Below are 24,232 nucleotides of genomic sequence, written 5' to 3' on the forward strand. Positions count from 1 at the left end.
GCAACCGGGCGGACTGCGCGCCCACATTCTTCTTTGGCATGGACAAATCAATATAGGTAAGTATTATTGACCTAATTTGCCCCATCCCGAACCGGGGCCAATCAGGGAGAACGCTCGTGTCACAATATCATCAGCCATCAGCGCTTGCCGCGCTCGGCCGCACCTGGGTCGAGGCCTGGAATGCCCGCGATCTCGAGCGCGTGCTCACGCTCTACGACGACGCGGCCGTGATGACCTCCGACCGGATCCCGGCGATGGGATTCGACGCCAGCGGCACCGTGCGCGGCAAGGACGCGTTGCGCGCCTATTGGGGCAAGGCGCTCGGGCTGCTGCCGGAGCTGCACTTTTCGCTGATCGACGTGTTCGTCAGTCCTGACAGCGTGGTGGTGTATTACGAGAACGAGCGGGGCAAGAAGATCTGCGAGTATCTGCGGGTGAACGATGCGGGGCTGATCGTGCAGGGATCGGCTAATCACCTGCCGCATTGATCAGCGCTTGCGCGCACCGGCTTTCCGCACCCTGGTCTCGGACCATGTCAGCGGGCGGCCGGTCCGCGACGGCAGCACGAGCTGCCCGACCGGCTGGCCCGACTGGTCGACCAGATTGGAGTGCGCCTCGCCGCGCGCATAAAGATGCGCCTCGCCCCATTGGCGCAGGCCGACGACGACGGGAAACAGATCGAGTCCCCGCTTCGTCAACGCATATTCCTGATACGCGCTGCCATCCGAGGCTGGCACCAGCTCGAGCACGTCGAGCTCCACCAGCTTGTGCAGGCGCGTGCTGAGCATGCCCTTGGCGATGCCGAGGTTCTTCTGGAAATCACCGAACCGGCGCAACCCGTCGAAGGCGTCGCGCACGATCAGCAGCGACCACAAATCCCCGATCGCATCCAGCGCGCGTGCCACCGGGCAGTCAGCCTCGGCAAAACCGGTCCGCTTCATCCTCTCCCTCCAATCCGGTTCTAAAATAAGACTAGACAACGCCACATGCAACTGGTCTCATTATAAGACCACATGATCGCCGGAGATCACGATGACCTGCCACGACGTCACTGCCGCCGAGCCGAAGACCGCCGAAACCATGTCCGGGCGCGGGCTGTCGCCGCCGATGGCGCTGCTGTTCGCTCTCGCCTGTGGCCTGAGCGTTGCCAACGTCTATTTCGCGCAGCCGCTGCTCGACGCGATGGCGGACGACCTTGGCATCGCCCCTGCCGCGATCGGCCTGGTCGTGACTTTCACGCAGATCGGCTACGCCTTCGGCCTGGTCCTGATCGTGCCGCTCGGCGATCTCCGGGACCGCCGCCGCCTGATCGCCGGCCAGATCGCGCTGTCGGCGGTCGGCCTCGTGATTGTCGGCACGGCATCGCACGCTGCCGTGCTGCTCGCAGGCCTGACGCTGGTCGGGGTGCTCGCCGTCGTCGTCCAGGTGCTCGTCGCGTATGCTGCGACGCTGGCAACGTCCGAGGGCCGCGGCCGCGCCATTGGAATCGTCACCAGCGGGGTCGTCGGCGGAATTCTGCTCGCGCGATTCGCCGCGGGCGCGCTGGCCGATCTCGGCGGCTGGCGAACGGTCTATCTGGTATCGGCCGGCCTCATGCTCGCCATGGCCGTGTTGCTGCTGCGCGTCCTGCCGCGCGGGCCGAAAACCGCGATGGCCGGCTCGTCGTATCTTGCGCTGTTGCGCTCGACGGCGGCGCTGTTCGTCGAGGAACCGATCCTGCGCGAGCGCGCGCTATTTGCGTTCCTGATCTTCGCCGACCTCAATGTGTTCTGGACGTCGATCGTGCTGCCGCTTTCGGCGCCCCCTTTGTCGCTGTCGCACACGACGATCGGACTGCTCGGGGTTGCCGGGTTCGCAGGCGCGCTCGGAGCGCGCAATGCCGGGCGTCTTGCCGATCTTGGGTGGGCCCAGCGCACCACTGGTCTGTCGCTGGTGCTGATGCTCGCCGCCTGGGCCGCGATCGCCTGCCTGCATACCTCGCTCTGGTTCGTCGTGGCCGGCGTGATCATGCTGGATCTCGGACTCCAGGCCGTGCATGTGACCAGCCAGAGCCTGATCGTCGCCGCGCGTCCCGACGCTGCGAGCCGGATGGTCGGGGGCTACATGGTGTTCTACTCGATCGGCAGCGCGGTTGGCGGACTAGCCTCGACCATGACGTATGCCGCCGCCGGCTGGACCGGCGTCTGCATCCTAGGCGCTGGACTCAGCGCCAGCGCGCTGCTGGTGTGGGTCATCACGGCGAGCAGGATCGAGGCACCAGCCGGCTGCGCGTCGACGCCCTGACCGCCCATGAAAAGGGCACGACTGGGGCGGAAGCAAGCGCTAACAGGTCGGCCGCCGGCATCGTAACAGGACCCTCCCCATGAAGCTCCCCACCTCACCCTTCACCGTCACCGACTGGAGCAAGGTCGAGGCCACCACGCATCCCGGCGAGACCGGGCAGGCGCTGTGGCGCACGCTCAACATCGGCGATCTCCGGGTGCGGATGGTGGAGTATTCGCCGGGTTACCTCGCCGACCATTGGTGCGATCGCGGCCACGTCCTGTACGTGCTCGCGGGCGAGCTCGACAGCGAGCTGCGCGACGGGCGCAAGTTCAAGCTCACGGCGGGAATGAGCTACCAGGTCTCGGATTTCGGCGACGCCGCGCATCGCTCATCGACTGCGGTGGGCGCTACTCTCTTCATCGTGGACTGACGGAACCGCGCGGTGTGCAGCGCAAAATAGCAAAGTTCTCGCGGCTCGCCACGAGCGCGTGCCGCCTTGAAGTTGCCCCAAAAAATCGCTAGATTGTGAAGATCGATCCTTGGCCGAACGACTGGGCCGCTCCGTCTCATTTCAATGGGCGAGCACGTTTCAGGTATTTCTCCAAAATCGACCAACCGGGATGATGGGCGCAGCAATGTGCATTTGTCCCCCTGAGTGCATCGTCAATTGAAAGGAAATGACTATGGCAATGGGCACCGTGAAGTGGTTCAACAACCAAAAGGGCTTTGGCTTCATCCAGCCGGATGACGGCGCAAAGGACGTCTTCGTTCACATCAGCGCCGTTGAGCGCGCTGGTCTGAGCACCCTCAACGAGGGCCAGAAGGTTTCCTTCGACATCGTTGCGGACCGCCGCAGCGGCAAGTCCTCGGCCGACAACCTCCGCGCCGGCTAGTTGACCGCGCAATTCGCGATCTGACCACGGACGTACCGGCAGATCGGTGAGTTCAGAGACCCCGCGACCGGGATTCCGGTTCGCGGGGTTTTTGTTTGGGGTGGTCATTCCGGGGTTCGCGAAGCGAGAACCCGGAATCTATTGATCCGCAGAACGCGCCGCCCGATGGATTCCGGGCTCGCCCTTCGGGCGCCCCCATTGCGCAATTGCGCAATGTGGAATGACAGCGGAACGAGTTCAGCCCGCCTTCTTCAGAATCGAGACGAAAAACCCGTCCGTGCCGGTGCGGCGCGGGGTCATCAGCCAGCCTTCGTCGGACTGCAGCGCGGCTTGCCCGAATTCCTCGGCCTTGTCCCAGAGCACGCTCGCGGTCTGCTCCGGCGGCACCACCGCAAACTCCGGATGGCGGCCGACGAAGGCCCTCACCTGTTCGCCGTTCTCTTCAGGCAAGACCGAGCAGGTGATGTAGGCGATGCGGCCGCCCGCCTTCACCAGCGGCACGGCACGCTCCAGCACCTCGGCCTGGTCCTTGAGGCGGATCTCCAGCGCGCCCGGACGCATGCGCCATTTGGCGTCGGGATTGCGGCGCCAGGTACCGGTTCCCGTGCAGGGCGCGTCGATCACGACGAGGTCGGCCGTGCCGCTGATCTCGGCCAGCGTATCGGCCTCGCCCTTGGGCGTGCGCACATCGGCATTGTGGACCCCGGCGCGCGACAGCCGCTCATGGATGGGCGCAAGCTGCCGCTTGTCGCTGTCGGTCGCGATCAGCCGGCCCTTGCCCTGCATCATCGCCGCCAGCGCCAGCGTCTTGCCGCCGGCGCCGGCGCAGAGATCGATCACCTGCTCGCCCGGTTTTGCCGCGGTGAGAAGGGCCGCAAGCTGCGATCCTTCGTCCTGCACTTCAACGGCGCCCTTGATGAAATCCTCTTCGGCCTGGATTCCAGGATTGCGCGCATCGGCCGAAAGCGCGATGCGCAGGCCGTTTGGCGACCATGGCGTCGGTTTCGCATGAAGATGAGCAAGCGCCTTCAGCACCTTGTCGCGATTGGATTTTAGCGTGTTGACGCGCAGGTCGAGCGGCGCCCGGCTCGCCATCGCGACGGCTTCCGCGGCGCGGTCCTCGCCGAACACTTTTGCCAGATGGGAATCCAGCCACTCGGGGTAGTCGCCCGCGATCGCGGCCGGCGCATCTTTCAGCGACCGATGGCTGAGCGCCGCCTCCTCGGCCTCCGTCAGCGGCTCGGGTGCAAACCGGCTGCCGTCGAACAAAGCGGCCATGGTCGCGGTGTCCATGTTGCGCTCGAGGCGCAGCATGCCGATCAAGCGCGCCCGCGCGGTATCGGAATCCATCAGGAATGCGCTCGAGGCGTAGCGGCGCAGCACGTCCCAGACCAGGCCGGCAATGGCGGCCCGGTCGCCGGAGCCGGCAAAGCGGTGCGCGGTGCCCCACTCCTTCAGCGCTTTCGCCGCAGGCACGCGGTCGCGTTCGATGGTGTCGATCAGTTCGATGGCTGCGGACAGCCGGGCAGCGGGAGTCATTTGAATCTTTCAGATCAGGATTGGCGAACAACCGCCTAGATCAGCAGCAAAATCTTCAGTGCGAAGTAGATCCACATCGCCAGCAGCACCAGCACGCCCGCGAGCCAGACCGACGAGCGCCGGCCGAGATCGTTCGAGGTCACGAACACGCCGGCATGGACAAAGCGCGTCACCACGAACACCCAGGACATCAGCACGATGAAGAGATCGGCATGGCGGAGCGGCAGTGCCAGCGCGATCAGGGCATAGAACAGCACCGGCAACTCGAACTGGTTGCGGTAGCAATTGGCGATTTGGGTGGCGCCCTTCGGCCAGTTCGGCTCGCCGAGCGCAATGTCGCGGACCTTGGTCTCGCCCGAGACCAGCGCATTCCGGCGCCCGAACACCATGCCGAGCAGGAGCGCGAAGGTGAGACCGACCTGCACGAAGACAGGCAACAAGACCATTTGGACGGACATCGGAACTTTCCCGTAAGGCGGCAAGCCGCAGACCGTCATTAGCCGCGACTTCCAGCGCTGACAATCGGTGAATCGCGTGCTTTAAACTTTGTTTCATCGCGGGTTTTGCGCGCGCGTCATCGTTCCGACGTTTGCGCGGGCGATACTTCGCCCATGGATACTTCGCCCATGTCAGAATTTCGCCTCACCCAGATTTCCGACACACATCTCGGCCGGCGCTTTCCCGGCCTGATCGCGAACTTCCAGGCGGTCAGCGAGCACATCGACGCTGACAGGCCCGATCTCGTCATCAACACCGGCGACGTGTCCTTTGACGGTCCGACGAGCCGCGACGATGTGCAGTTTGCAAAGGGATTGCACGACGGGCTGCCGGTCGACTGTCGCTATCTGCCGGGCAATCACGACATCGGCGACAATCCGACCGCGATCGGCCCTGCGCCAAAGCCGCCGATCGCGGAAGCGCACCGCCAGCAATTCCGCGACATCATCGGCGAGGACCATTGGTCGTTCGAAGCCGCCGGCTGGCGCTTCATCGGTCTCAACTCGCTGGTGATGAATTCAGGGCTCGCCTTCGAGGCCGAGCAGTTCGACTGGCTGGCCTCCGAAATCGCGAAGGTCAACGGCGGGCCGGTCGCGCTGTTCCTGCACAAGCCGGTGTTTCTCCATTTGCCGGACGATGCCGAAACCCCGGAGACCTCGATCCGCTACGTGCCGCAGCCGGCGCGGGCGCGGCTGATCGAGATGTTTGCGCAGATCGATCTGCGGCTGATCGCCAGCGGTCACGTGCACCAGCGTCGCGATTTCACGTTCGGCCACACCCGGCACGTCTGGGCGCCCTCGGCCGGCTTCAAGATCAACGACACACGCCAGGACCGGATCGCGATCAAGGAGACCGGCCTCGTCGAGTACCGCTTCGCTCCCGACAGTTTTGAAGTCCGCCACGTCCGCGCGGCCGGTCAGGTCGATATCGATATCGAAGAGCTGTTCGCCCAGATGGGCGGCGCGCACTAGGCGCGCGCTTCGCCTCTCAAGCGACGCTCTTGAGGTCCTGCTGAATCGCTGCGAGCAAGGATTGCAGCGCGTCGCTGGTCACCGGTTCGGCCGCCGCATCATGGGCAGGCACAATTCTGACGGGCTCGGCCGTCTTCACCGGACGATCGGGAAAACGCGGCGCCGGCATCGCGGCTTGCGTGAATGCGCCCTCGTGTTCGCTGTGCACGAACTTGCCGTGGATGACGTCATCGCGGCGACCCATGACGAACATGGTCGCCCAATAGCCGGCGGCCAGAAGGATTACGCAAAAAATACCGATCTCTAACATCGCAACACCCTAAATATGCGCGATGATTCAATGCCTTCGCCCGAACGTCAATGAACCCTCGGTCACACCGACGGGTTTTTACGGGCAGGTGTTGCAGATCGGTAACTCTTTGTTAACCACCGGTGTCCGGGGTGTGACACCGGTGCAACTGCTCGTCGGTCCAGCCCTCCAGCAGACGCTTCAGACCCTGGAGTTTAAGCCTTGTCCGGCCCGACCCGGACCAGCTGCTTGCCGAAATTGGCGCCCTTCAGCAGCCCGATGAAGGCGCCCGGAGCGCTCTCCAAGCCTTCGGTGACGAACTCCTTGTACTTGACCTTGCCGTCGCGGACCCAACCCGACATGTCGCGCAGGAAGTCGCCATGGCGTGAGGCGAAGTCGGAGACGATGAAGCCGCGGAAGGTCAGCCGCTTGGTCAGCGTCGCGCGCATCATGGATGCGGCCCATTTCGGCGGCTTGGCCTCGGTGTCGTTGTAATGCGCGATCAGGCCGCAGACCGGCACGCGCGCGAACGGATTGAGCAGCGGGAACACCGCCTCGAACACGGCGCCGCCGACATTCTCGAAATAGACGTCGATGCCTTTCGGGCAGGCGTCCTTCAGCTTCGCGGCGAGATCGGGATCGCGATGGTCGACACAGGCATCGAAGCCGAGCTCCTTCACCACGTAGTCGCACTTGTCCTTGCCGCCGGCGATACCGATGGCGCGCGCGGCCTTGATCTTCGCGATCTGCCCAACGGCCGAGCCAACCGCGCCGGAGGCACCAGCGACGACGACAGTCTCGCCTTCTTGCGGCTTGCCGATGTCGAGCAAGCCCGTATACGCGGTCATGCCGGGCATGCCGAGCACACCGATCGAGGTCGAGATCGGCCCGAGCTTGGGATCGACCTTGATGAGGCCCTTGCCGTTCGAGATCGCGTGCGTCTGCCATCCGGTACGGGCTCGCACGATGTTGCCTACCGCGAAGTCGGGATTGTTGGACGCCGCGACCTCGCTCACCGCCTCGCCTTCCATCACGCCACCGACCGGCACAGGTGCGGCGTAGGACGGTCCGTCGCTCATGCGCCCGCGCATATAGGGATCGAGCGACAGCCAGATCGTGCGCAGCAGGACCTCGCCCGCGCCGGGCGTTGGGACTGCGAATTCCTCGATGCGGAAATCGGTCGGCTTGGGCTCGCCGACGGGACGCGCGGCGAGAACGATGCGCTTGGCTTGCTGGGATTTACTTTGGGACATGATGGCTTCCTCCACTTTTCTGTCATTGCGAGCGAAGCGAAGCAATCCAGTCGCGTCAACAGAAAAGGACTGGATTGCTTCGTCGCAAGTGCTCCTCGCAATGACGAAACAGACGAAGCGCGCCTCGTTCTCCGCCGTCATGCCCGGGCTTGTCCCGGGCATCCACGAAGCACGGTGCAAGACCCAAGACGTAGATGGCCGGGTCAAGCCCGGCCATGACGAAGGAGAGAGCGGAGCGAAGAGAGCTAGCGACTAACCCCCGCCCGGATAGTTCGGGGCTTCGCGCGTGATGGTCACGTCGTGGACGTGGCTTTCGCGCAGGCCCGCGCCGGTGATGCGGACGAAGTTCGCTTTCTCGTGCAGCTCCTTCATGTCCTTTGCGCCGACATAGCCCATTGCGGCACGGAGGCCACCGGCGAGCTGGTGCATGACATTGCCGACCGGGCCCTTGTAGGGCACCTGGCCCTCGATGCCCTCAGGGACGAGCTTGAGCGCGTCCTTGATGTCCTGCTGGAAGTAGCGGTCGGCAGATCCGCGCGCCATCGCGCCCACCGAGCCCATGCCGCGATAAGCCTTGTAGGAACGGCCCTGCCACAGAAACACTTCGCCGGGCGTCTCGTCGGTGCCGGCGAGCAGCGAGCCGACCATCGCGATGTCAGCACCGGCGGCGAGCGCCTTGGCGAGATCGCCGGAGAACTTGATGCCGCCATCGGCGATGACGGGAATGTCCGACTTCTTCGCCGCTTCCACCGCATCCATGATCGCGGTGAGCTGGGGCACGCCGACACCGGCGACGATACGCGTGGTGCAGATCGAGCCCGGGCCGATGCCGACCTTGATGCAGTCCGCTCCCGCATCGATCAGCGCCTGCGCGCCGTCCGAGGTCGCGACGTTGCCGGCGACGACCTGCACGGAGTTGGAGAGACGCTTGATGCGGTTGACGGCGTGAAGCACGTGGCGGGAATGGCCGTGCGCGGTGTCGACGACGACGAGGTCGACGCCGGCATCGATCAGCCGTTCGGTGCGCTCGAAGCCGGTGTCACCGACGGTGGTGGCCGCGGCAACGCGAAGGCGCCCCTGCGCGTCCTTGCAGGCGAGCGGATGGGCGACCGCCTTCTCCATGTCCTTCACGGTGATCAGGCCGACGCAGCGATATTGCTCATCGACCACGAGCAGCTTCTCGATGCGGTGCTGGTGCAGCATCCGCCGTGCTTCGTCCTGGCTGACGTTCTCGCGCACCGTGACGAGTTTCTCATGCGTCATCAGCTCGGAGACTTTTTGCCGGCGGTCGGTGGCAAATCGGACATCGCGATTGGTGAGGATGCCAACCAGCTTGCCGGGTGTATTCTTGCCGGCGCCGGTGACGACGGGAATGCCGGAGATGCCGTGATCGCTCATCAGCTTGAGCGCATCATCGAGCGTCGCCTCGGGGCTGATGGTGAGCGGGTTCACCACCATGCCCGACTCGTAGCGCTTGACCTGCCGCACCTGGGCAGCCTGCCCTTCGGGATCGAAATTGCGGTGGATGACGCCGAGACCGCCGGCCTGCGCCATGGCGATCGCCATGCGGGCCTCGGTCACGGTGTCCATGGCGGAGGCCATGATCGGAATGTTGAGCGGAATGGCGCGGGTGACGCGGGAGCGGATGTCGACTTCGCCCGGCATGACGTCCGACAGGCCCGGCTTCAACAGAACGTCGTCGAACGTAAAGGCTTCGCGGATGCCTTGAAGTTGCACCGTGGCCATATGCCAACTCCTTCCTGCGGCCCTGCCGCAAATGAGTATGGATGAGCGCCGCCCTCGGCGTGCCTTGCGGCCTCGCCGGAGAATAGGAGCCCATCGGTGGGGTTGACGCGGGTCGATAGCACGGCCGCGCGACGAATCAAAGCAAATCAGGCCGCTGGCCAGCCATGCACAGGCTTTTTTAGGTAAATTCGGCGGGATAGCCCGGCGGCGGCTCACCCACCGTCGTGCCGGGCGCAACGAAGGTGCGAGCCCGGTCCGACGAAGGAACGAGCGCAGGATTTAGGTGCTATGCGTTGATCCGCAATGGTCCCGGCCGAGTCGTGGTGATAAGCCGCAAGTCCGCCTGTCCTTCTGATTTCCATTACCGATCCGTCATGGTCGACAAGCAACGCATCATTCCGCTGATCGTGGCCACCGCTCTCTTCATGGAGAACATGGACTCCACGGTGATCGCCACCTCGCTGCCGGCGATCGCGGCCGACATCGGCACCAGCCCGCTGACGCTGAAGCTCGCGATCACGTCCTACCTGCTGTCGCTCGCGGTGTTCATCCCGGCGAGCGGCTGGACCGCCGACAGGTTCGGCGCGCGCATGGTGTTCGCGATCGCGGTCGGCGTGTTCATGGTCGGCTCGGTCGGCTGCGCGCTCTCGACATCGGTCACCGACTTCGTGTTCGCGCGCATCCTCCAGGGCATGGGCGGCGCGATGATGACGCCGGTCGGGCGCCTCGTGCTGCTGCGCTCGGTCGACAAGAGCGCGCTGGTCAACGCCATGGCCTGGGTGACCGTCCCTGCGCTGATCGGTCCCGTGATCGGCCCGCCGCTCGGCGGCTTCATCACCACCTACGCCTCATGGCACTGGATCTTCCTGATCAACATTCCGATCGGGCTGCTCGGCATCTTCATGGCGCTGAAGTTCATCGATCCCATCAAGAGCGAAAACCCCGAGCCGTTCGATCTCTACGGCATGGTGCTCGCCGGCATCGGGCTTGCCGGCATTGCCTTTGGCCTGTCGGTGGCCGGCCTCAATTTGCTGCCGTGGAGCACGATCGCTGCCCTCGTGGTCGGCGGATCGATCTCGATGACGCTGTATGTCCTCCACGCCAGGCGCACGGGATCGCCGGTGCTGGATTTTTCGCTGCTGAGCCTGCCGACGCTGCGCGCGGCCATTTTCGGCGGCTTCATGTTCCGGCTCGGCATCGGCGCGCTGCCATTCCTGCTGCCGCTGCTGATGCAGATCGGCTTTGGCCTGTCCCCATTCAAGTCCGGTCTCGTCACGTTCGGCTCCTCGCTCGGTGCCATGGGCATGAAGGCGCTGGCCGCGCGGCTCATCCGCACTTTCGGCTTTCGCAATCTGATGACGGTTAACGCGATCGTCAGCGCGGTCTTCCTCGCCGCCTGCGCGCTGTTCACGGTGACGACGCCGCTGCTGATCATCATGATCATCCTGGTGGTCGGCGGCTTCTTCCGTTCGCTCGAGTTCACCGCGATCAACACGGTCGCCTATGCCGACGTCGAGAGTGCGCAGATGAGCCGCGCCACGACGCTGGTCAGCGTCAACCAGCAGCTCGCGGTCTCCGCCGGCGTTGCGGTCGGCGCCGCCTCGGTCGAGACCACGATGTGGCTCAGCCATGTCAGCGAGCTCAATGCCACCGTGTTCGCGCCGGCCTTCGTCGTGGTGGCGCTGACCTCCGCGGCGTCGAGCTGGTTCTTCTGGCAGATGCCCGCGGATGCCGGCCACGAGATCTCCGGCCGCAAGGCGGTGGAGATCGCAAGCCGCAAGGGCGCCGCCAAGAGCGCGGCAACCGCCGCCGTCAAGGTGGCGACGGAAGACACGCAGGACATGCGGGATCAACGGCTGGGATAGTCCTCATTCGTCATTGCTGCGCCGAGGGCTTAGCAAAGAAGCGTTTGAACCGCGTCGAGATTGGACCTACCATCAACGTCAGAACAAATGTTCGCGTATTGAACACGATGGAGGGTTGGTCGAATGGTGTCCAGGTTGGCGGCGCTCGCGGTTTTCGGAGCAGGAATGTGGTTCGCAAGCCCGGGACCTGCGGCAGCCCAGCAGGGAGACTTCAACGCCCCTGACCTCGTCCTCATCAACGGAAAAGTCCTGACGCTGGACGAACGATCCACCGTGACGGAGGCCGTCGCCATCAGAGACGGAAAGATTCTCGCGACCGGAAGCAGCGCATCGATCAAGGCGCTTGCCGGCGCTGAGACGCGAGTGATCGATGTGTCCGGCAAGACCGTCATTCCCGGTTTGATCGATACTCACACTCATTTCAAGGCCGCTGGGCTGAGCGACTATGTCGTCATTATGGGCCGGGCGAAGACTGTCGCGGAAGCGCTGGAGGCGATCAAGGCATTCGCGGCCAAGAAGAAGCCGGGCGAATGGATCGTGGGCGGCGCATGGCATCCGCCGTCGCAACTCGCCGAGAAACGCTATCTGACGAGGCAAGAGATCGACAGCGTCGCCCCGAACAATCCGGTCTACCTGCGCACCGTTGGGCATTTCTCCATGGCAAACACCATGGCACTGCAAAAGGTAGGAATCGACAAGACCACTGCGGATCCGCGCGGTGGATCCTTCGAGCGCGACGCTACGGGCGAATTGACTGGTGTGCTTGTCGAGACAGCGATCGATCAGGTCGAAAAGGCCGTGCCACCCTGGACGGAAGACGATGAGATACGGCAGTTCACAATTGCCGAAAGCGTGCTGAACAGCTTTGGAATCACCAGCGCGGTCGAAGGCGCAACGGAAGCCCGCGATATCCGCACGCTGCAGCAGCTTGCAGCATCCGGACGCGCGACCTTGCGCACGGGCGTGATGTTTCGGCCTGAGCCGCCTGCCGATCTGACAGCGTGGGAAGCAATCATGTCGGGCAACGGGGCCTCGTCGGGTTTCGGCGACGATTGGCTCAAATTCGCCGGCATCAAGATTTTTTACGATGGTGGCATGACGTTGAAGACGGCACTGATGCGCGACGTCTATCCAGATTCACATGACGACTACCATGGCACTTCGCAGCAGACGCCCGAGCGGCTCAAGCAACTTGTTTCGATCTGCAATCGTAACGGCTGGCGTGTCGGCGTGCACGTCGTAGGCGACCTCGGCATCGACCAAGTGCTCGACGCGTTCGAGTCGGCCGACAAGGAAAGATCGATACGAGATCGCCGTTTCGTCCTTATCCACGCCAGTCTGATCAGGCCGGAGCAGATGGAGCGTGCCCAAAAGCTCGGAGTCCGCGTTGATTTCCAGAACGTCTTCATGTGGGACAAGGCCGCAACCGTCGAGCGGTTTCTCGGGCGGGCGACGGCAGACCGTGCGGTGCCGACCAGGACGTTGATTGCGAAAATGGGGCTCGACAGTCTCGGCGCCGGAACGGATTTCCCCGTCAACCCGATGAACCCCTTCCTCAACATGTACGTCATGGTGACGAGGAAGGACCCGAACGGAAACGCATACGGCGCGGCGGAAGCCATTACGCGCGAGCAGGCTCTGCGCCTCTACACCAGCGCCGCTTCGCGCTACACCTTCGATGAAGCGCGGAAAGGGACGATTGAGCCCGGAAAGCTTGCCGACTTCGTGGTGCTCTCCGCGGATTACATGGCCGTGCCGGACGATCAGATCAAGGACATTAAGGCGGACCTGACGCTGGTTGGCGGCAAAATTGTATTTCAGCGCTGAACCGTCGCTTCGCCAAAAAGCAATCGAGATCCGGATCGGCGGCAAGTTCGCAAGGGTCTCGTTTTGGCCCGTCGCGACATCTGGTTACGCCTTCGCGACGCCGCGAAAACCCGTCGCCAGCACGTATCGTTCCGAGGAATCCTGCCGGCTCGCCGCCGGCTTGACGTGACGCACGGTCGCAAAGTCGCGCTTGAGCTGGGCGAGCAGATCGGCGTCGGCGCCGCTCTGGAACGTCTTGGCCAGGAACGTGCCGCCGGGCTTGAGCACGTCGCAGGCAAACGCAGCCGCCGTCTCGACCAGGCCGACGATGCGGAGCTGATCGGTCTTGCGGTGGCCGGTGGTATTGGCGGCCATGTCGGACATCACGACGTCGGCGCCACCGCCGAGCATCGCGGTAAGCTTGTCGGGCGCGTCATTGTCCATGAAGTCGAGCTGCGCGAAATCGACGCCGGGGATCTCCGGCATCTCCAGCAGGTCGATCGCGACGACCTTGCCCTTGCCGTCGACCGAACCGACGCGCTTGGCGGCGATCTGGCTCCAGCCGCCCGGGGCCGCGCCGAGATCGGCCACGGCCATGCCGGGCTTCAGAAACCGGTATTTGTCGTCAATCTCGAGCAGCTTGAACGCGGCGCGCGAGCGATAGCCCGCCGCCTTGGCCTTGACGACATAGGGATCGTTGAGCTGCCGCTCCAGCCAGAGTTTTGACGACAATTTGCGCTTGCCGCCGGTCTTGACCTGGACGTGCAAGCGGCCGGTGGTGTCTTTCGCCATCTCACCAGCCCCTGAGCGCGCCGTCCTCGCGCATCATCTCGACCAGCATGCCCTCGCGCAGGCCACGGTCGGCGACGCGCAGGCGCGGCAGCGGGAAAGCGCGGCGGATCGCATCGAGGATGGCGCAGCCGGCCAGCACGAGATCGGCGCGCTCGACGCTGATGCAGCTGTTGTTGGCGCGGTCCTCGTAGCTCATGCCGAGCAGCTTGTTGACGGTCGCGGTGATGTCGGTGTCGTTCATCCAGATGCTGTCGATGCGGCGGCGGTCGTAGCGCGCGAGATTGAGATGGATGCCGGCGAGCGTGGTCACCGTGCCCGACGTGCCGAGCAGATGCATATCGGTGAGATCGCGGCCGTGCGCTTCCGCGAACGGCGCGACATGGTTGGCGACCTCCTGCTCCATCGCAGCATAAATCTCCGGCGTCACGTCGCGACCGCCGAACTGCTCGGCCAGTGTCACGACGCCAAGCGGAATCGACATCCAGGCTTTGATGCGCGGCTCCGGATTTTGTGCGTCGCGCTCGATCCGCACCAGCTCGGTCGAGCCGCCGCCGATATCGAACAGGATGGCGCCACGCCCCTTCGGGTCGACCAGCGGCGAGCAGCCGAGCATGGCGAGCGAGGCCTCGGTCTCGCGGTCGATCACCTCGAGCTCGATGCCGGTCTCGGCCGCGACGCGGCTGCGAAAGCCCTCCGCATTGGAGGCCGCGCGGCAGGCTTCAGTCGCGATCAGCCGCAGCCGCCTGGCTTTGCGCAAATTGATCTTGTCCCGGCAGATGCTCAGCGCGGCGATGGCGCGATCGATCGCGGCCTCGCTGATCGAGCCGGTCGCCGAGACGCCCTCGCCGAGCCGGATGATGCGCGAGAAGGAATCGACCACGCGAAAGCCATCGCTGGTCGGACAGGCGATCAGGAGCCGGCAATTGTTGGTACCGAGGTCCAGCGCCGCGTAGACGCTGGTTCCCCCTTGCCCGGGAACAGCCGGTTCGGGGGCCAGCGCCACCGCCGCCATCGACCCCTCCAGCTCACCGTGCGGCCCATGGCCGTCGCGGAGCCGCGTGTGGTCATTCATACAAACTGTCTTTCCGCGGCCGGTCGGGCCGGTCTGGAATTGATTTTTCGCCCGAAACATTAGCAGCGCGGCGGGTATGCGCAACAACGCATCACATAGGACCATGCCCATTCGTGCGTTGTCGTGAACGGGTCGGTGGGTTATTTCAATGAGGTCCGGTCCCCCCAGGCGCCCACAAAACGCGCAATTGCCGGCTTTTCAGGTCATTCCCATGCAAGAACACACGAAATCCTCGACGCTCGAAAACGCTATTGCACTGCAAAAATACGGCGTCGGGCAGCCGGTCCGCCGCAAGGAAGACGACACGCTGGTGCGCGGCAAGGGCCGCTACACCGACGATTTCAACCTGCCCGGCCAGGCCCATTGCGTGGTCGTCCGCTCGACCCATGCTCACGGCATCCTCCGCGGTATTGGTACCGACGCCGCCAGGGCAATGCCGGGCGTGCTCGGCGTATGGACCGGCAGGGACCTCGACGCGGCCGGCTATGGCCCCTTCACCTGCGGCCTGCCGCTGAAGAACCGTGACGGCTCACCCCTGCGCCAGACCAACCGCCAGCCGCTCGCGACCGACAAGGTCCGCTTCGTTGGCGACCCCGTCGCCTTCGTGGTCGCCGACACGCTGGCCCAGGCGCGCGACGCAGCCGAGGCGGTCGAGCTCGATATCGAGCCGCTGCCGGCGGTGACCGACCCCGAGGAAGCCACCAAGCCCGGCGCGCCGCAGCTTTACGACCACATCCCGAACAACGTCGCGCTCGACTACCATTATGGCGACATGGACAAGGTGAACGCCGCTTTCGCCAGCGCCGCCCATGTTACCAAGGTCGACATCGAGAACACCCGCGTCGCCGTGGTCTCGATGGAGCCGCGCGTCGGGCTCGCCTCCTACGACAAGACTACCGAGCGCTACACCATCCAGATGCCGACGCAGGGCGTCGCTGGCAACCGTGCCAACCTCGCCAAGAACCTGAAGGTGCCGAACGAGAAGGTGCGCATCCTCACCGCCAATGTCGGCGGCTCCTTCGGCATGAAGAACGTCAACTACCCCGAATACATGTGCATCCTGTACGCGGCGAAGGCGCTGGGGCGTCCGGTGAAGTGGCTCGACGAGCGCTCCACGAGCTTCCTCTCCGACAGTCATGGCCGTGCGCAAAAGATCCATGCCGAGCTCGCACTCGATGCCGAGGGGCATTTCCTCGCGGCAAAGCTCTCCGGTTACGGCAACCTCGGCGCCTACATCACCGGCGTTGCGCCCGGCCCGCTCTCGCTCAACACCGGCAAGAACTTTTCGAGCGTCTACCGCACGCCGCTGATGGGCATCGACATCAAGACAGTGCTGACCAACACCACGCTGATGGGCGCCTATCGCGGCGCCGGCCGCCCCGAGGCGAACTACTACATGGAGCGGCTGATCGACCGCGCCGCCGACGAGATGGGCATCAACCGGCTGACGATGCGCAAGCGCAACTTCATCAAGTCGAACCAGATGCCCTTCCCCGCCTCCTCCGGCGTCACCTATGACAGCGGCGACTTCCAGGCGGTGTTCACCAAGGCGCTCGAAATCTCCGACCACGAGAATTTCGCCAAGCGCAAGAAGGAGAGCAAGAAGGCCGGCAAGCTCCGCGGCATCGCCGTCGGCTCCTATCTCGAGGTCACCGCGCCGCCGAGCCCCGAGCTCGGCAAGATCGTGTTCGATCCCGATGGCAGCGTGCAGCTGATCACCGGTACGCTCGACTACGGTCAGGGCCACGCCACCCCGTTCGCGCAGGTCCTGTGCGCGCAGCTCGGGGTGCCCTTCGAGAACGTGAAGCTCGTGCAGGGCGACAGCGACATCGTCCATACCGGCAACGGCACCGGCGGCTCGCGCTCGATCACCGCGACCGGGCAAGCCATCGTGGAGTCCTCGCGCCTCGTCATCGAAAAGGGCAAGCGCGCCGCCGCGCACATGCTGGAGGCGTCGGAAGCCGACATCGAGTTCGCCGACGGTGCCTTCACCATCGCCGGCACCGATCGCAGCATCGACATCATGGAGCTTGCCAAGAAACTGCATGACGGCAAGGTGCCGGACGGCGTTCCCGACAGTCTCGACGTCGACCACACCAGCGAGCCGGTGCCGTCGGCCTTCCCGAACGGTTGCCATGTCGCCGAGGTCGAAGTCGATCCCGACACCGGCGTGGTGCAGATCGTGCGCTACAGCGCCGCGAACGACTTTGGCACCGTGATCAACCCGATGCTGGTCGCGGGCCAGCTTCACGGCGGCGTGGTCCAGGGCATCGGCCAGGCGCTGATGGAGCACGTTCGTTACGACGAGAGCGGCCAGCCGATCACGGGCTCGCTGATGGACTACGCGCTGCCCCGCGCCGAGGACGTGCCGTTCATGGAGGTCGGCGACCATCCGGTGCCGGCCAAGAGCAATCCGCTGGGCACCAAGGGCTGCGGCGAGGCCGGCTGCGCCGGCAGCCTCTCGACCGTGGTGAACGCGGTGGTCGATGCGCTGTCGGACTACGGCATCAAGCACATCGACATGCCGCTGACGCCCGAGCGCGTGTGGCGCGCGATCCAGGACGCGAAGGGCGCGGCGTAAGAGTTACGCCGCCGCCTGCTCGCGCGGCTGGTAGATCGCGGTGTGCCGGCAATGCGCCAGCGGCGTCGTGCCATTGGCCACGACGAGCGCGTCGAACTCGACGAAGCGGTGGCCCTTCTTCACGTAGTTCGCGGTCACCTTTGCCCGCGCGACGATCTCGTCGCCGGTGCGCGCGGGCGACAAGAGCTGCATGCGGCTGCCGACATGGATCCACGGGCCCAGAATCGTATTGTCCACCAGCACGCGGTTCATGACGCGCTGGATCAGGCCGGGATGGCCGAGCCCCTCGCGCGCGAAAATCGGATCGGTCTCTCTGACGTCGGCGAGATAGCCGGTCGCATCCTGCCCGGCCCAGCGACGCGGCGTCGTGCCGAGCCATTTGCCGACCTCGAAGATATCAGGGCTGACCGGCTTGCGCTCGGCCACCGCGGGCACTTCGACATAGTCGCCCGGTGACAGCACTGGCGCTGCCGCAGGCAGCGACGCCGTTCCGGTCGCGCAAAGCTCGGTGCGGCTGAAGACCTCGATCGTGAGCAGGCCATTGTGCTCGGTCGCATCGACATCGGCGGTCTCGCCGTCATAGACCGGCTTGATGAAGCGTGCCTCGACCAGCCCGCGCGACAGGAAATCGCGGCCCCAGCGCGCCACCGGCACGTGCATCATGTAGGCGAACACATCGACGCCCGGGACGAGGCCACCGGAAAAGCCGAAGCGGCGCGCCACCGTGTCGTCGTGCATCTTGTTTTCGGACTGCTTTGCGGTGTTGTAGGCCTCGACGCGGTAGGTTTCGAGCCGGTTCGGCATGACGGGCCTTCCCTGTGTTTTTGTTGTTTCAGGGCTGATCGTAGGCCCGCGGGAACACCGGTCAATCCCCTCGCCTTTGCGGCCCGAATGGGGTACCACGCGGCGAATGACTAACACCCCTACCCGCATCTATGTCGACGCCGACGCCTGCCCGGTGAAGGACGAAATCTACCGCGTCGCGCTCCGTCACGGCGTGCCCGTGAGCGTGGTCGCCGGCAATTTTATTCGCGTGCCCCACGATCCCCTGATCGAGCGCATCGCCGCAGGTAACGGCATGGACGCGGCCGACGACTGGATCGCGGAGCGGGCCAGGCTCGGCGACGTCGTCATCACCTCGGACATTCCGCTGGCGAGCCGCTGCGTGAAAGCCGGCGCCGACGTGATCGCGCCGAACGGCAAACCCTTCACGGAGGAGTCGATCGGAATGACGCTGGCGGTGCGCAATCTGATGACGGATCTGCGCTCGGCCGGCGAAGTCACCGGCGGCCCACGCTCGTTCGCCCCACGCGACCGTTCCACCTTCCTCTCGGCGCTCGACCAGACGCTGCGCCGGATCCAGCGCCGCCGCGCCGATCAGGCCGCAACAAGCCAGGGTTAGTCATGGCGCCGCCGCTGATCCAACTCAAAGACATCAAGCTGACCTTTGGCGGCACGCCGCTTTTGAGCGGCGTCGAGCTCAATGTCGCACCATCCGAGCGCGTCTGCCTGATCGGCCGCAATGGCTCCGGCAAGTCGACGCTGCTGAAGATCGCGGCCGGCATCGTCGAGCCCGACGGCGGCACGCGCTTCGTGCAGCCCGGCGCGACGGTTCGCTATTTGCCGCAGGAGCCTGATTTCGGCAACCACAAGACCACGCTCGCTTATGTCGAAGCGGGGCTCGCACCGGGTGACGATCCGTACCAGGCACGTTACCTGGTCGAGCAGCTTGGACTCACCGGCAACGAGAACCCGGCCAACGTCTCCGGCGGCGAGGCCCGCCGCGCGGCGCTCGCACGCGTGCTGGCGCCCTCGCCCGACATCTTGCTGCTGGACGAGCCGACCAACCATCTCGATCTCTCCACGATCGAATGGCTGGAAAAGGAGCTCGACAGCCGCCGCGGCGCGCTGGTGATCATCAGCCACGACCGCCGCTTCCTCACCAATCTCTCGCGCTCCACCGCCTGGCTCGATCGTGGCAAGATCAAGCAGATCGACCGCGGCTTCGCCTCGTTCGAGAGCTGGCGCGACGAGGTGCTGGCGGAAGAAGAGCGCGACCAGCACAAGCTCGACCGCAAGATCGTCGACGAGGAGCACTGGCTGCGGCACGGCGTCTCCGGCCGGCGCAAGCGCAACGTCAAGCGGCTCGGCAATCTGCATGCGCTACGCGACCAGCGCCGCAACTATCGCGGCACCGCGGGCACCGCCAGTCTCGCCGCCGCTGAAGCCGAGCAATCCGGCAAGCTGGTGATCGAGGCCAAGGGCGTCACCAAGGCCTTTGGCGACCGTATCATCGTCGATGGTTTCTCGACCCGCATCCAGCGCGGCGACCGGCTCGGCATCATCGGTCCCAACGGCGCTGGCAAGACGACGCTGGTCAATCTGCTGACGGGCGGTGCGGAACCGGATTCGGGCACCCTGCGGCTGGGCGCCAATCTGGAGACGGCGACGCTCGACCAGCACCGCGAAAGCCTCGATCCCAAGTCGACGCTGGCCGAGGCGCTGACCGGCGGCCGTGGTGACCAGATCATGGTCGGCGGCAAGCCGAAGCACGTGGTCGGCTACATGAAGGACTTCCTGTTCGCCCAGGAGCAGCGCGGCACGCCCGTGGAAGTGCTCTCCGGCGGTGAGCGAGGCCGGCTGATGCTGGCCCGCGCGCTGGCCAAGCCTTCGAACCTTTTGGTGCTGGACGAGCCGACCAACGATCTCGATCTCGAAACGCTGGACGTGCTCGAAGACATGCTCGGCGACTACGAGGGCACCGTCATCCTGATCAGCCATGATCGCGACTTCCTCGATCGCATCGTCACCTCGGTGATTGCGCCCGAAGGCAACGGCAAATGGACCGAATATGCCGGCGGCTACAGCGACATGCTCACGCAACGCGGCGCCGACCTGAAGCGCGAGACCGCGAAGGTACAAGCGCCCGTGGAGAAGAAAGAGGAGCGGCAAGCCGCTCCCTCGTCCGCGTCCAAGCGGAAGCTGAGCTTCAACGAGAAGCATGCGCTGGAGACGCTGCCGAAGAAGATGGAAACGTTGCACGCCGATATTGCCAAGCTGCAGCGCGTGCTGGATGATCCCAACCTCTACGCCAAGGACCGTAAGAGGTTTGACGACACGTCCGCCGCCATCGCCAGGGCGCATGAGGAACTGTCCGCCTCCGAAGAGCGCTGGCTCGAACTTGAGATGCTTCGCGAAGAAATAGAGCAGGCTTAACCCATGACCACTCCCCTCGCCGCCAAGATCGCCCGTGAATACGGCACGCCCTGCGCCGTCATCGACATGGACAAGGTCGAGCGCAACATCGCGCGAATCCAGAAGGTCTGCGACGGCGCCGGCGTCGCCAACCGGCCGCATATCAAGACGCACAAGAACCCGACCATCGCGAAGATGCAGGTCGCGGCCGGCGCCAAAGGCATCACCTGCCAGAAGATCGGCGAGGCCGAGATCATGGCCAATGCCGGCATCGACGACATCCTGATCAGCTACAATCTGCTGGGCGAGGAAAAGATGGCGCGGCTCGGCGCGCTGAATGCCAAGACCAACATGACGGTCGCCGCCGACAATTCGACCGTCGTTGCGGGACTGCCGAAGGCGGCCGCGGCCTCGGGCCGTCCGCTCTCGGTCGTCGTCGAGTGCGATACCGGCCGCAAGCGCGCGGGCGTCGAGACGCCGGCGGAGGCGATTGCGCTGGCGCGCGAGATCGCCGCGTCCAAGGGACTGGAGTTTGCCGGCTTCATGCTCTACCCGACCGAGACCGGCTGGGGCGATGCGCAGAAGTTCTTCGACGAGGCGCTGGCCGGCGTGCGCGCGCACGGGCTCGATGCCAAGATCGTCTCGACCGGCGGCACGCCGAACCTCGTCAACATCGGCAAGCTCAAGGGCGGCACCGAGCACCGCTTCGGCACCTACATCTACAACGACCGCATGCAGGTCGCAGCCGGCTCCGCCACCTGGGACGATTGCGCCCTGCACATCTATTCGACGGTGGTGAGCCGCGCCGCACCCGAACGCGGCATTCTCGATGCCGGCTCGAAGACGCTGACATCAGATACCGGCGGGCTCGACGGCCACGGCCTGATCCTCGAACACCCCGAAGCCAAGATCGCACGCCTCGCCGAGGAGCACGGCTTCCTCGACCTCTCCCGCAGCAACACCCGGCCGAACGTCGGCGACGTCGTGCGCATCGTGCCGAACCACGTCTGCGTCGTCGTCAACATGATGGACGAGGTGGTGATGGTCCGCGGCGACGAGATCATCGGCACGCTGCCGGTGGCCGCGCGGGGGAAGCTGCGGTAAGGGCGCACTGCTCCCTCGACCGTCATTGCGAGGAGCTCTTGCGACGAAGCAATCCAGACTACCTCGGCGGAGGGATTCTGGATTGCTTCGCTGCGCTCGCAATGACGGTGGTTAGCGGGCTCAAGCGAGCCAACGCAGCACACCTGTTCCCGCCGCAGCCCCCGTCGCAAACGACGCCTGCAGCAGATAGCCGCCGGTCGGGGCCTCCCAGTCCAGCATCTCGCCGGCGGCGAAAACGCCGGGCAATTTGCACAGCATGAAATGGTCGTCGAGCTCATCGAAGGCGATCCCGCCCGCGGTCGAGATGGCGCGATCGATCGGGGCCACTCCAGTGAGCTGGACGGGAATCGCGTTCACCAGATGCGCTAGTTCAGCAGGCGACAGCGTTGCCAGCGGCCGACCGGATGCAATGGCTGTTTCCTGCATCAACCCAATGCCGACCGGCGACACTTGCGCCGCCTTGCGCAGGAAGTTCGCGAGGGATTGCTTGCCACGCGTGCCCGAGAGGCGCGTGGTCAGCGCGTCGGCGTTGAGATCGGGCCGCAAGGCGATCGTCAGTGTGGCCTGCCCGATCCCCAGCACCGCCTCGCGCAACTCGGCCGACAGTGCGTAAATCGCGCCGCCCTCGATGCCGCTGCGGGTGATCATGGCTTCGCCGCGCACCGTGTGCGCCCCGATCGTCAGCGCCACGCCCTTGAGCGGCTGGCCTTCGAACCGGTCGCGAAACACGTCGGACCATGCGACCGCGAAGCCGGAATTGGCCGGCCTGAGCTTTGAGACGGAAACGCCCTTCGCAGCGAGACAATCGACCCACGCGCCGTCCGAGCCGAGCCGCGGCCAGCTCGCGCCACCGAGCGCGAGCACCGTTGCGCTGGCATCGATGGCAAGCGCGCCATCGGATGTCTGAAATTGGAGCCGGCCCTCCGCGTCCCAGCCGGTCCAGCGATGTCGAAACGCAAATTGCACGCCGGCGGCATCGAGCCGCCGCAGCCAGGCGCGCAGCAAGGGCGAGGCCTTGAAGGCTTTTGGAAACACCCGTCCGCTGCTGCCGACAAAGGTGAGCTGCCCAAGCGCGGCGCTCCAGTCGCGCAGCGCGTCGGGCGGAAACGCCTCGACCGCGGCGCGTAAATGCGGCATCGCCTCCCGGTAGCGTGCGAGGAAATCCGGCAGCGGCTCGCTGTGGGTGAGATTGAGCCCGCCACGGCCGGCCATCAGGAATTTGCGGCCTGCGGACGGCATGGCGTCGTAGATGGTGACGCGGGCGCCGCTCTGCGCGAGCACCTCCGCCGCCATCAGCCCGGCGGGACCGGCACCGATGACGGCGACGTCAGTCAGAGCTTGATCCCCGCCCGTGCCGCGGCCTGCGCCACATACTTCTGCGTCTGCTCGAACGCGCCGGTGAGCGCCCTGGCCTTCGACATGTCGCTGATCTCAGCGAAATGCGCGGCGACCGCATCGGGGGTCCAGTCGGACTCCGGCAGGTTGATGCCTTCGCTCTCCAGAATCTTGATCACGGCGAAGGAGCCGGCACCCGCGCCCATGATGGTGCGGGTCGGCGCGTCCTCGCTGAGCATGTACTCGACCGCAGGCGTGATCGCATTCGGCTTCATCAGCTGCAGCGCCTGCGGCGGCAGCAGCTCTTCGGTCATGCGGGTCGCCGCCGTTGGCGAGATGATGTTGACGCGGATGTTGGTCTTGCGGCCTTCCTCGGCCAGCACATTCATCAGACCAACCATGCCGGACTTTGCCGCGCCATAATTGGCCTGGCCGAAATTGCCGTAGAGGCCGGAGGACGAGGTCGTCAGCACGATGCGGCCGTAATTGCGGTCGCGCATGCCGGCCCAGACCGCCTTGCAGCAATAGAAGGTGCCGACGAGGTGCACGTCGAGCACCTTCTGGAAATCGGCGGCTTCCATCTTGCCGAACGACTTGTCGCGCAGGATGCCGGCATTGGCGCACATCAAATCGACGCTGCCCCATTCCTTGGTGGCGCGCTCGACCATGGCCGTGACCTGCTCGAAATTGGAAACGTCGGCACCGTCGGCCATTGCGGTACCGCCGGCTTTGCGGATCTCCTCGACCACGGCCTCCGCCGGAGAGAGCGAGGCGCCCGTGCCGTCACGCGCGCCGCCGAAATCGTTGACGACGACTTTCGCGCCGCGGCTCGCGAGGCCTAGCGCGTGCGCCTTTCCGAGACCATTGCCCGCGCCGGTGACGATGGCGACGCGTCCGTCGAACCTGATTGCCATTGCGTTTCCTTTCTTCCCTTCTCCCCTTGCGGGAGAAGGTGGCGCGAAGCGCCGGATGAGGGGTATCTCTCGGCAGATGAACGTGTGGAGAGATACCCCTCACCCGGCTTCATC

At 65.1% G+C, this 24,232-nt stretch carries 22 protein-coding genes; 11 read left to right on the plus strand and 11 right to left on the minus strand.

Features of this window, described 5'->3' with window-relative positions; translation table 11 throughout:
- Window positions 1-116: 116 nt before the first annotated feature.
- Window positions 117-488: a nuclear transport factor 2 family protein gene (locus tag K3F49_RS09665; protein ID WP_234680698.1), complete on the plus strand. Its 372-nt coding sequence runs from the start codon at window positions 117-119 to the stop codon at window positions 486-488.
- On the opposite strand, the gene K3F49_RS09670 is transcribed toward K3F49_RS09665, so the two are convergent.
- Complete coding sequence (locus K3F49_RS09670; RefSeq protein ID WP_234680699.1) at window positions 489-941, minus strand: winged helix-turn-helix transcriptional regulator; 453 nt, start codon at window positions 939-941, stop codon at window positions 489-491.
- A 91-nt stretch (window positions 942-1,032) separates the two neighbouring features.
- Here K3F49_RS09670 and K3F49_RS09675 point away from each other — a divergent pair, with 91 nt between their 5' ends.
- The 3 genes from K3F49_RS09675 (at window position 1,033) to K3F49_RS09685 (ending at window position 3,158) form a co-directional block, all read left to right on the plus strand.
- Window positions 1,033-2,283, plus strand: a complete 1,251-nt coding sequence (locus tag K3F49_RS09675; RefSeq protein ID WP_234680700.1) for an MFS transporter — start codon at window positions 1,033-1,035, stop codon at window positions 2,281-2,283.
- 79 nt (window positions 2,284-2,362) lie between these two features.
- The gene (locus tag K3F49_RS09680) at window positions 2,363-2,695 is read left to right on the plus strand and encodes a DHCW motif cupin fold protein (protein ID WP_234680701.1); all 333 of its coding nucleotides are present in this window, start codon (window positions 2,363-2,365) and stop codon (window positions 2,693-2,695) included.
- Window positions 2,696-2,948: 253 nt separating this feature from the next.
- Entirely contained in the window at window positions 2,949-3,158 is a 210-nt protein-coding gene (locus tag K3F49_RS09685) for a cold-shock protein (protein WP_027532363.1), read from the plus strand.
- Window positions 3,159-3,395: 237 nt separating this feature from the next.
- Here the strand turns inward: K3F49_RS09685 and K3F49_RS09690 are convergent, their stop codons facing one another.
- A complete protein-coding gene (locus K3F49_RS09690) occupies window positions 3,396-4,697 on the minus strand; it encodes an RsmB/NOP family class I SAM-dependent RNA methyltransferase (RefSeq protein ID WP_234680702.1) in 1,302 nt (433 codons plus the stop codon).
- A gap of 35 nt (window positions 4,698-4,732) precedes the next feature.
- Complete coding sequence (locus K3F49_RS09695; RefSeq protein WP_234680703.1) at window positions 4,733-5,155, minus strand: MAPEG family protein; 423 nt, start codon at window positions 5,153-5,155, stop codon at window positions 4,733-4,735.
- 168 nt (window positions 5,156-5,323) lie between these two features.
- Here K3F49_RS09695 and K3F49_RS09700 point away from each other — a divergent pair, with 168 nt between their 5' ends.
- A complete protein-coding gene (locus tag K3F49_RS09700; RefSeq protein WP_234680704.1) occupies window positions 5,324-6,166 on the plus strand; it encodes a metallophosphoesterase family protein in 843 nt (280 codons plus the stop codon).
- A 16-nt stretch (window positions 6,167-6,182) separates the two neighbouring features.
- Here the strand turns inward: K3F49_RS09700 and K3F49_RS09705 are convergent, their stop codons facing one another.
- The 3 genes from K3F49_RS09705 to guaB all read right to left on the minus strand — a co-directional run bounded on the left by K3F49_RS09705 (window position 6,183) and on the right by guaB (window position 9,454).
- A complete protein-coding gene (locus K3F49_RS09705; RefSeq protein ID WP_234680705.1) occupies window positions 6,183-6,476 on the minus strand; it encodes a hypothetical protein in 294 nt (97 codons plus the stop codon).
- 194 nt (window positions 6,477-6,670) lie between these two features.
- Complete coding sequence (locus tag K3F49_RS09710) at window positions 6,671-7,708, minus strand: NADP-dependent oxidoreductase (protein ID WP_234680706.1); 1,038 nt, start codon at window positions 7,706-7,708, stop codon at window positions 6,671-6,673.
- 252 nt (window positions 7,709-7,960) lie between these two features.
- Window positions 7,961-9,454 carry an IMP dehydrogenase gene (gene guaB / locus K3F49_RS09715; RefSeq protein WP_234680707.1) on the minus strand — a complete coding sequence of 498 codons (1,494 nt, stop codon included), beginning with the start codon at window positions 9,452-9,454 and terminating at the stop codon, window positions 7,961-7,963.
- A gap of 374 nt (window positions 9,455-9,828) precedes the next feature.
- Here guaB and K3F49_RS09720 point away from each other — a divergent pair, with 374 nt between their 5' ends.
- Together K3F49_RS09720 and K3F49_RS09725 are read left to right on the plus strand one after the other, a co-directional pair.
- The gene (locus K3F49_RS09720) at window positions 9,829-11,319 is read left to right on the plus strand and encodes an MFS transporter (protein ID WP_234680708.1); all 1,491 of its coding nucleotides are present in this window, start codon (window positions 9,829-9,831) and stop codon (window positions 11,317-11,319) included.
- A gap of 165 nt (window positions 11,320-11,484) precedes the next feature.
- The gene (locus tag K3F49_RS09725; protein ID WP_452101017.1) at window positions 11,485-13,146 is read left to right on the plus strand and encodes an amidohydrolase; all 1,662 of its coding nucleotides are present in this window, start codon (window positions 11,485-11,487) and stop codon (window positions 13,144-13,146) included.
- 84 nt (window positions 13,147-13,230) lie between these two features.
- Here K3F49_RS09725 and K3F49_RS09730 read toward each other — a convergent pair whose 3' ends face one another.
- Window positions 13,231-13,917: an RlmE family RNA methyltransferase gene (locus K3F49_RS09730; protein WP_234680710.1), complete on the minus strand. Its 687-nt coding sequence runs from the start codon at window positions 13,915-13,917 to the stop codon at window positions 13,231-13,233.
- Window position 13,918: 1 nt separating this feature from the next.
- Entirely contained in the window at window positions 13,919-14,989 is a 1,071-nt protein-coding gene (locus tag K3F49_RS09735; protein ID WP_234680711.1) for a Ppx/GppA phosphatase family protein, read from the minus strand.
- Window positions 14,990-15,200: 211 nt separating this feature from the next.
- On the opposite strand from K3F49_RS09735, the gene K3F49_RS09740 reads away from it, so the two are divergent.
- Entirely contained in the window at window positions 15,201-17,570 is a 2,370-nt protein-coding gene (locus K3F49_RS09740; protein WP_234680712.1) for a xanthine dehydrogenase family protein molybdopterin-binding subunit, read from the plus strand.
- 3 nt (window positions 17,571-17,573) lie between these two features.
- Here K3F49_RS09740 and K3F49_RS09745 read toward each other — a convergent pair whose 3' ends face one another.
- A complete protein-coding gene (locus K3F49_RS09745; RefSeq protein ID WP_234680713.1) occupies window positions 17,574-18,374 on the minus strand; it encodes a hypothetical protein in 801 nt (266 codons plus the stop codon).
- Between the two features lie 106 nt (window positions 18,375-18,480).
- On the opposite strand from K3F49_RS09745, the gene K3F49_RS09750 reads away from it, so the two are divergent.
- The 3 genes from K3F49_RS09750 to K3F49_RS09760 are packed head-to-tail and all read left to right on the plus strand — an operon-like array spanning window position 18,481 to window position 21,869.
- Complete coding sequence (locus K3F49_RS09750) at window positions 18,481-18,972, plus strand: YaiI/YqxD family protein (protein ID WP_234680714.1); 492 nt, start codon at window positions 18,481-18,483, stop codon at window positions 18,970-18,972.
- A gap of 2 nt (window positions 18,973-18,974) precedes the next feature.
- Window positions 18,975-20,786 (plus strand): ABC-F family ATP-binding cassette domain-containing protein, encoded by a 1,812-nt coding sequence (locus K3F49_RS09755; RefSeq protein ID WP_234680715.1) that lies wholly within the window; start codon window positions 18,975-18,977, stop codon window positions 20,784-20,786.
- 3 nt (window positions 20,787-20,789) lie between these two features.
- Window positions 20,790-21,869, plus strand: a complete 1,080-nt coding sequence (locus K3F49_RS09760; RefSeq protein WP_234680716.1) for a D-TA family PLP-dependent enzyme — start codon at window positions 20,790-20,792, stop codon at window positions 21,867-21,869.
- Between the two features lie 120 nt (window positions 21,870-21,989).
- Here the strand turns inward: K3F49_RS09760 and K3F49_RS09765 are convergent, their stop codons facing one another.
- Window positions 21,990-23,204 (minus strand): BaiN/RdsA family NAD(P)/FAD-dependent oxidoreductase, encoded by a 1,215-nt coding sequence (locus K3F49_RS09765; protein ID WP_276575372.1) that lies wholly within the window; start codon window positions 23,202-23,204, stop codon window positions 21,990-21,992.
- The gene (locus K3F49_RS09770) at window positions 23,201-24,118 is read right to left on the minus strand and encodes an SDR family NAD(P)-dependent oxidoreductase (RefSeq protein WP_234680718.1); all 918 of its coding nucleotides are present in this window, start codon (window positions 24,116-24,118) and stop codon (window positions 23,201-23,203) included. The genes K3F49_RS09765 and K3F49_RS09770 overlap by 4 nt, the downstream gene beginning before the upstream one ends.
- Window positions 24,119-24,232 lie beyond the last annotated feature (114 nt).

The organism is Bradyrhizobium monzae (assembly GCF_021458635.1).
In the GTDB taxonomy this organism is placed as follows: domain Bacteria; phylum Pseudomonadota; class Alphaproteobacteria; order Rhizobiales; family Xanthobacteraceae; genus Bradyrhizobium.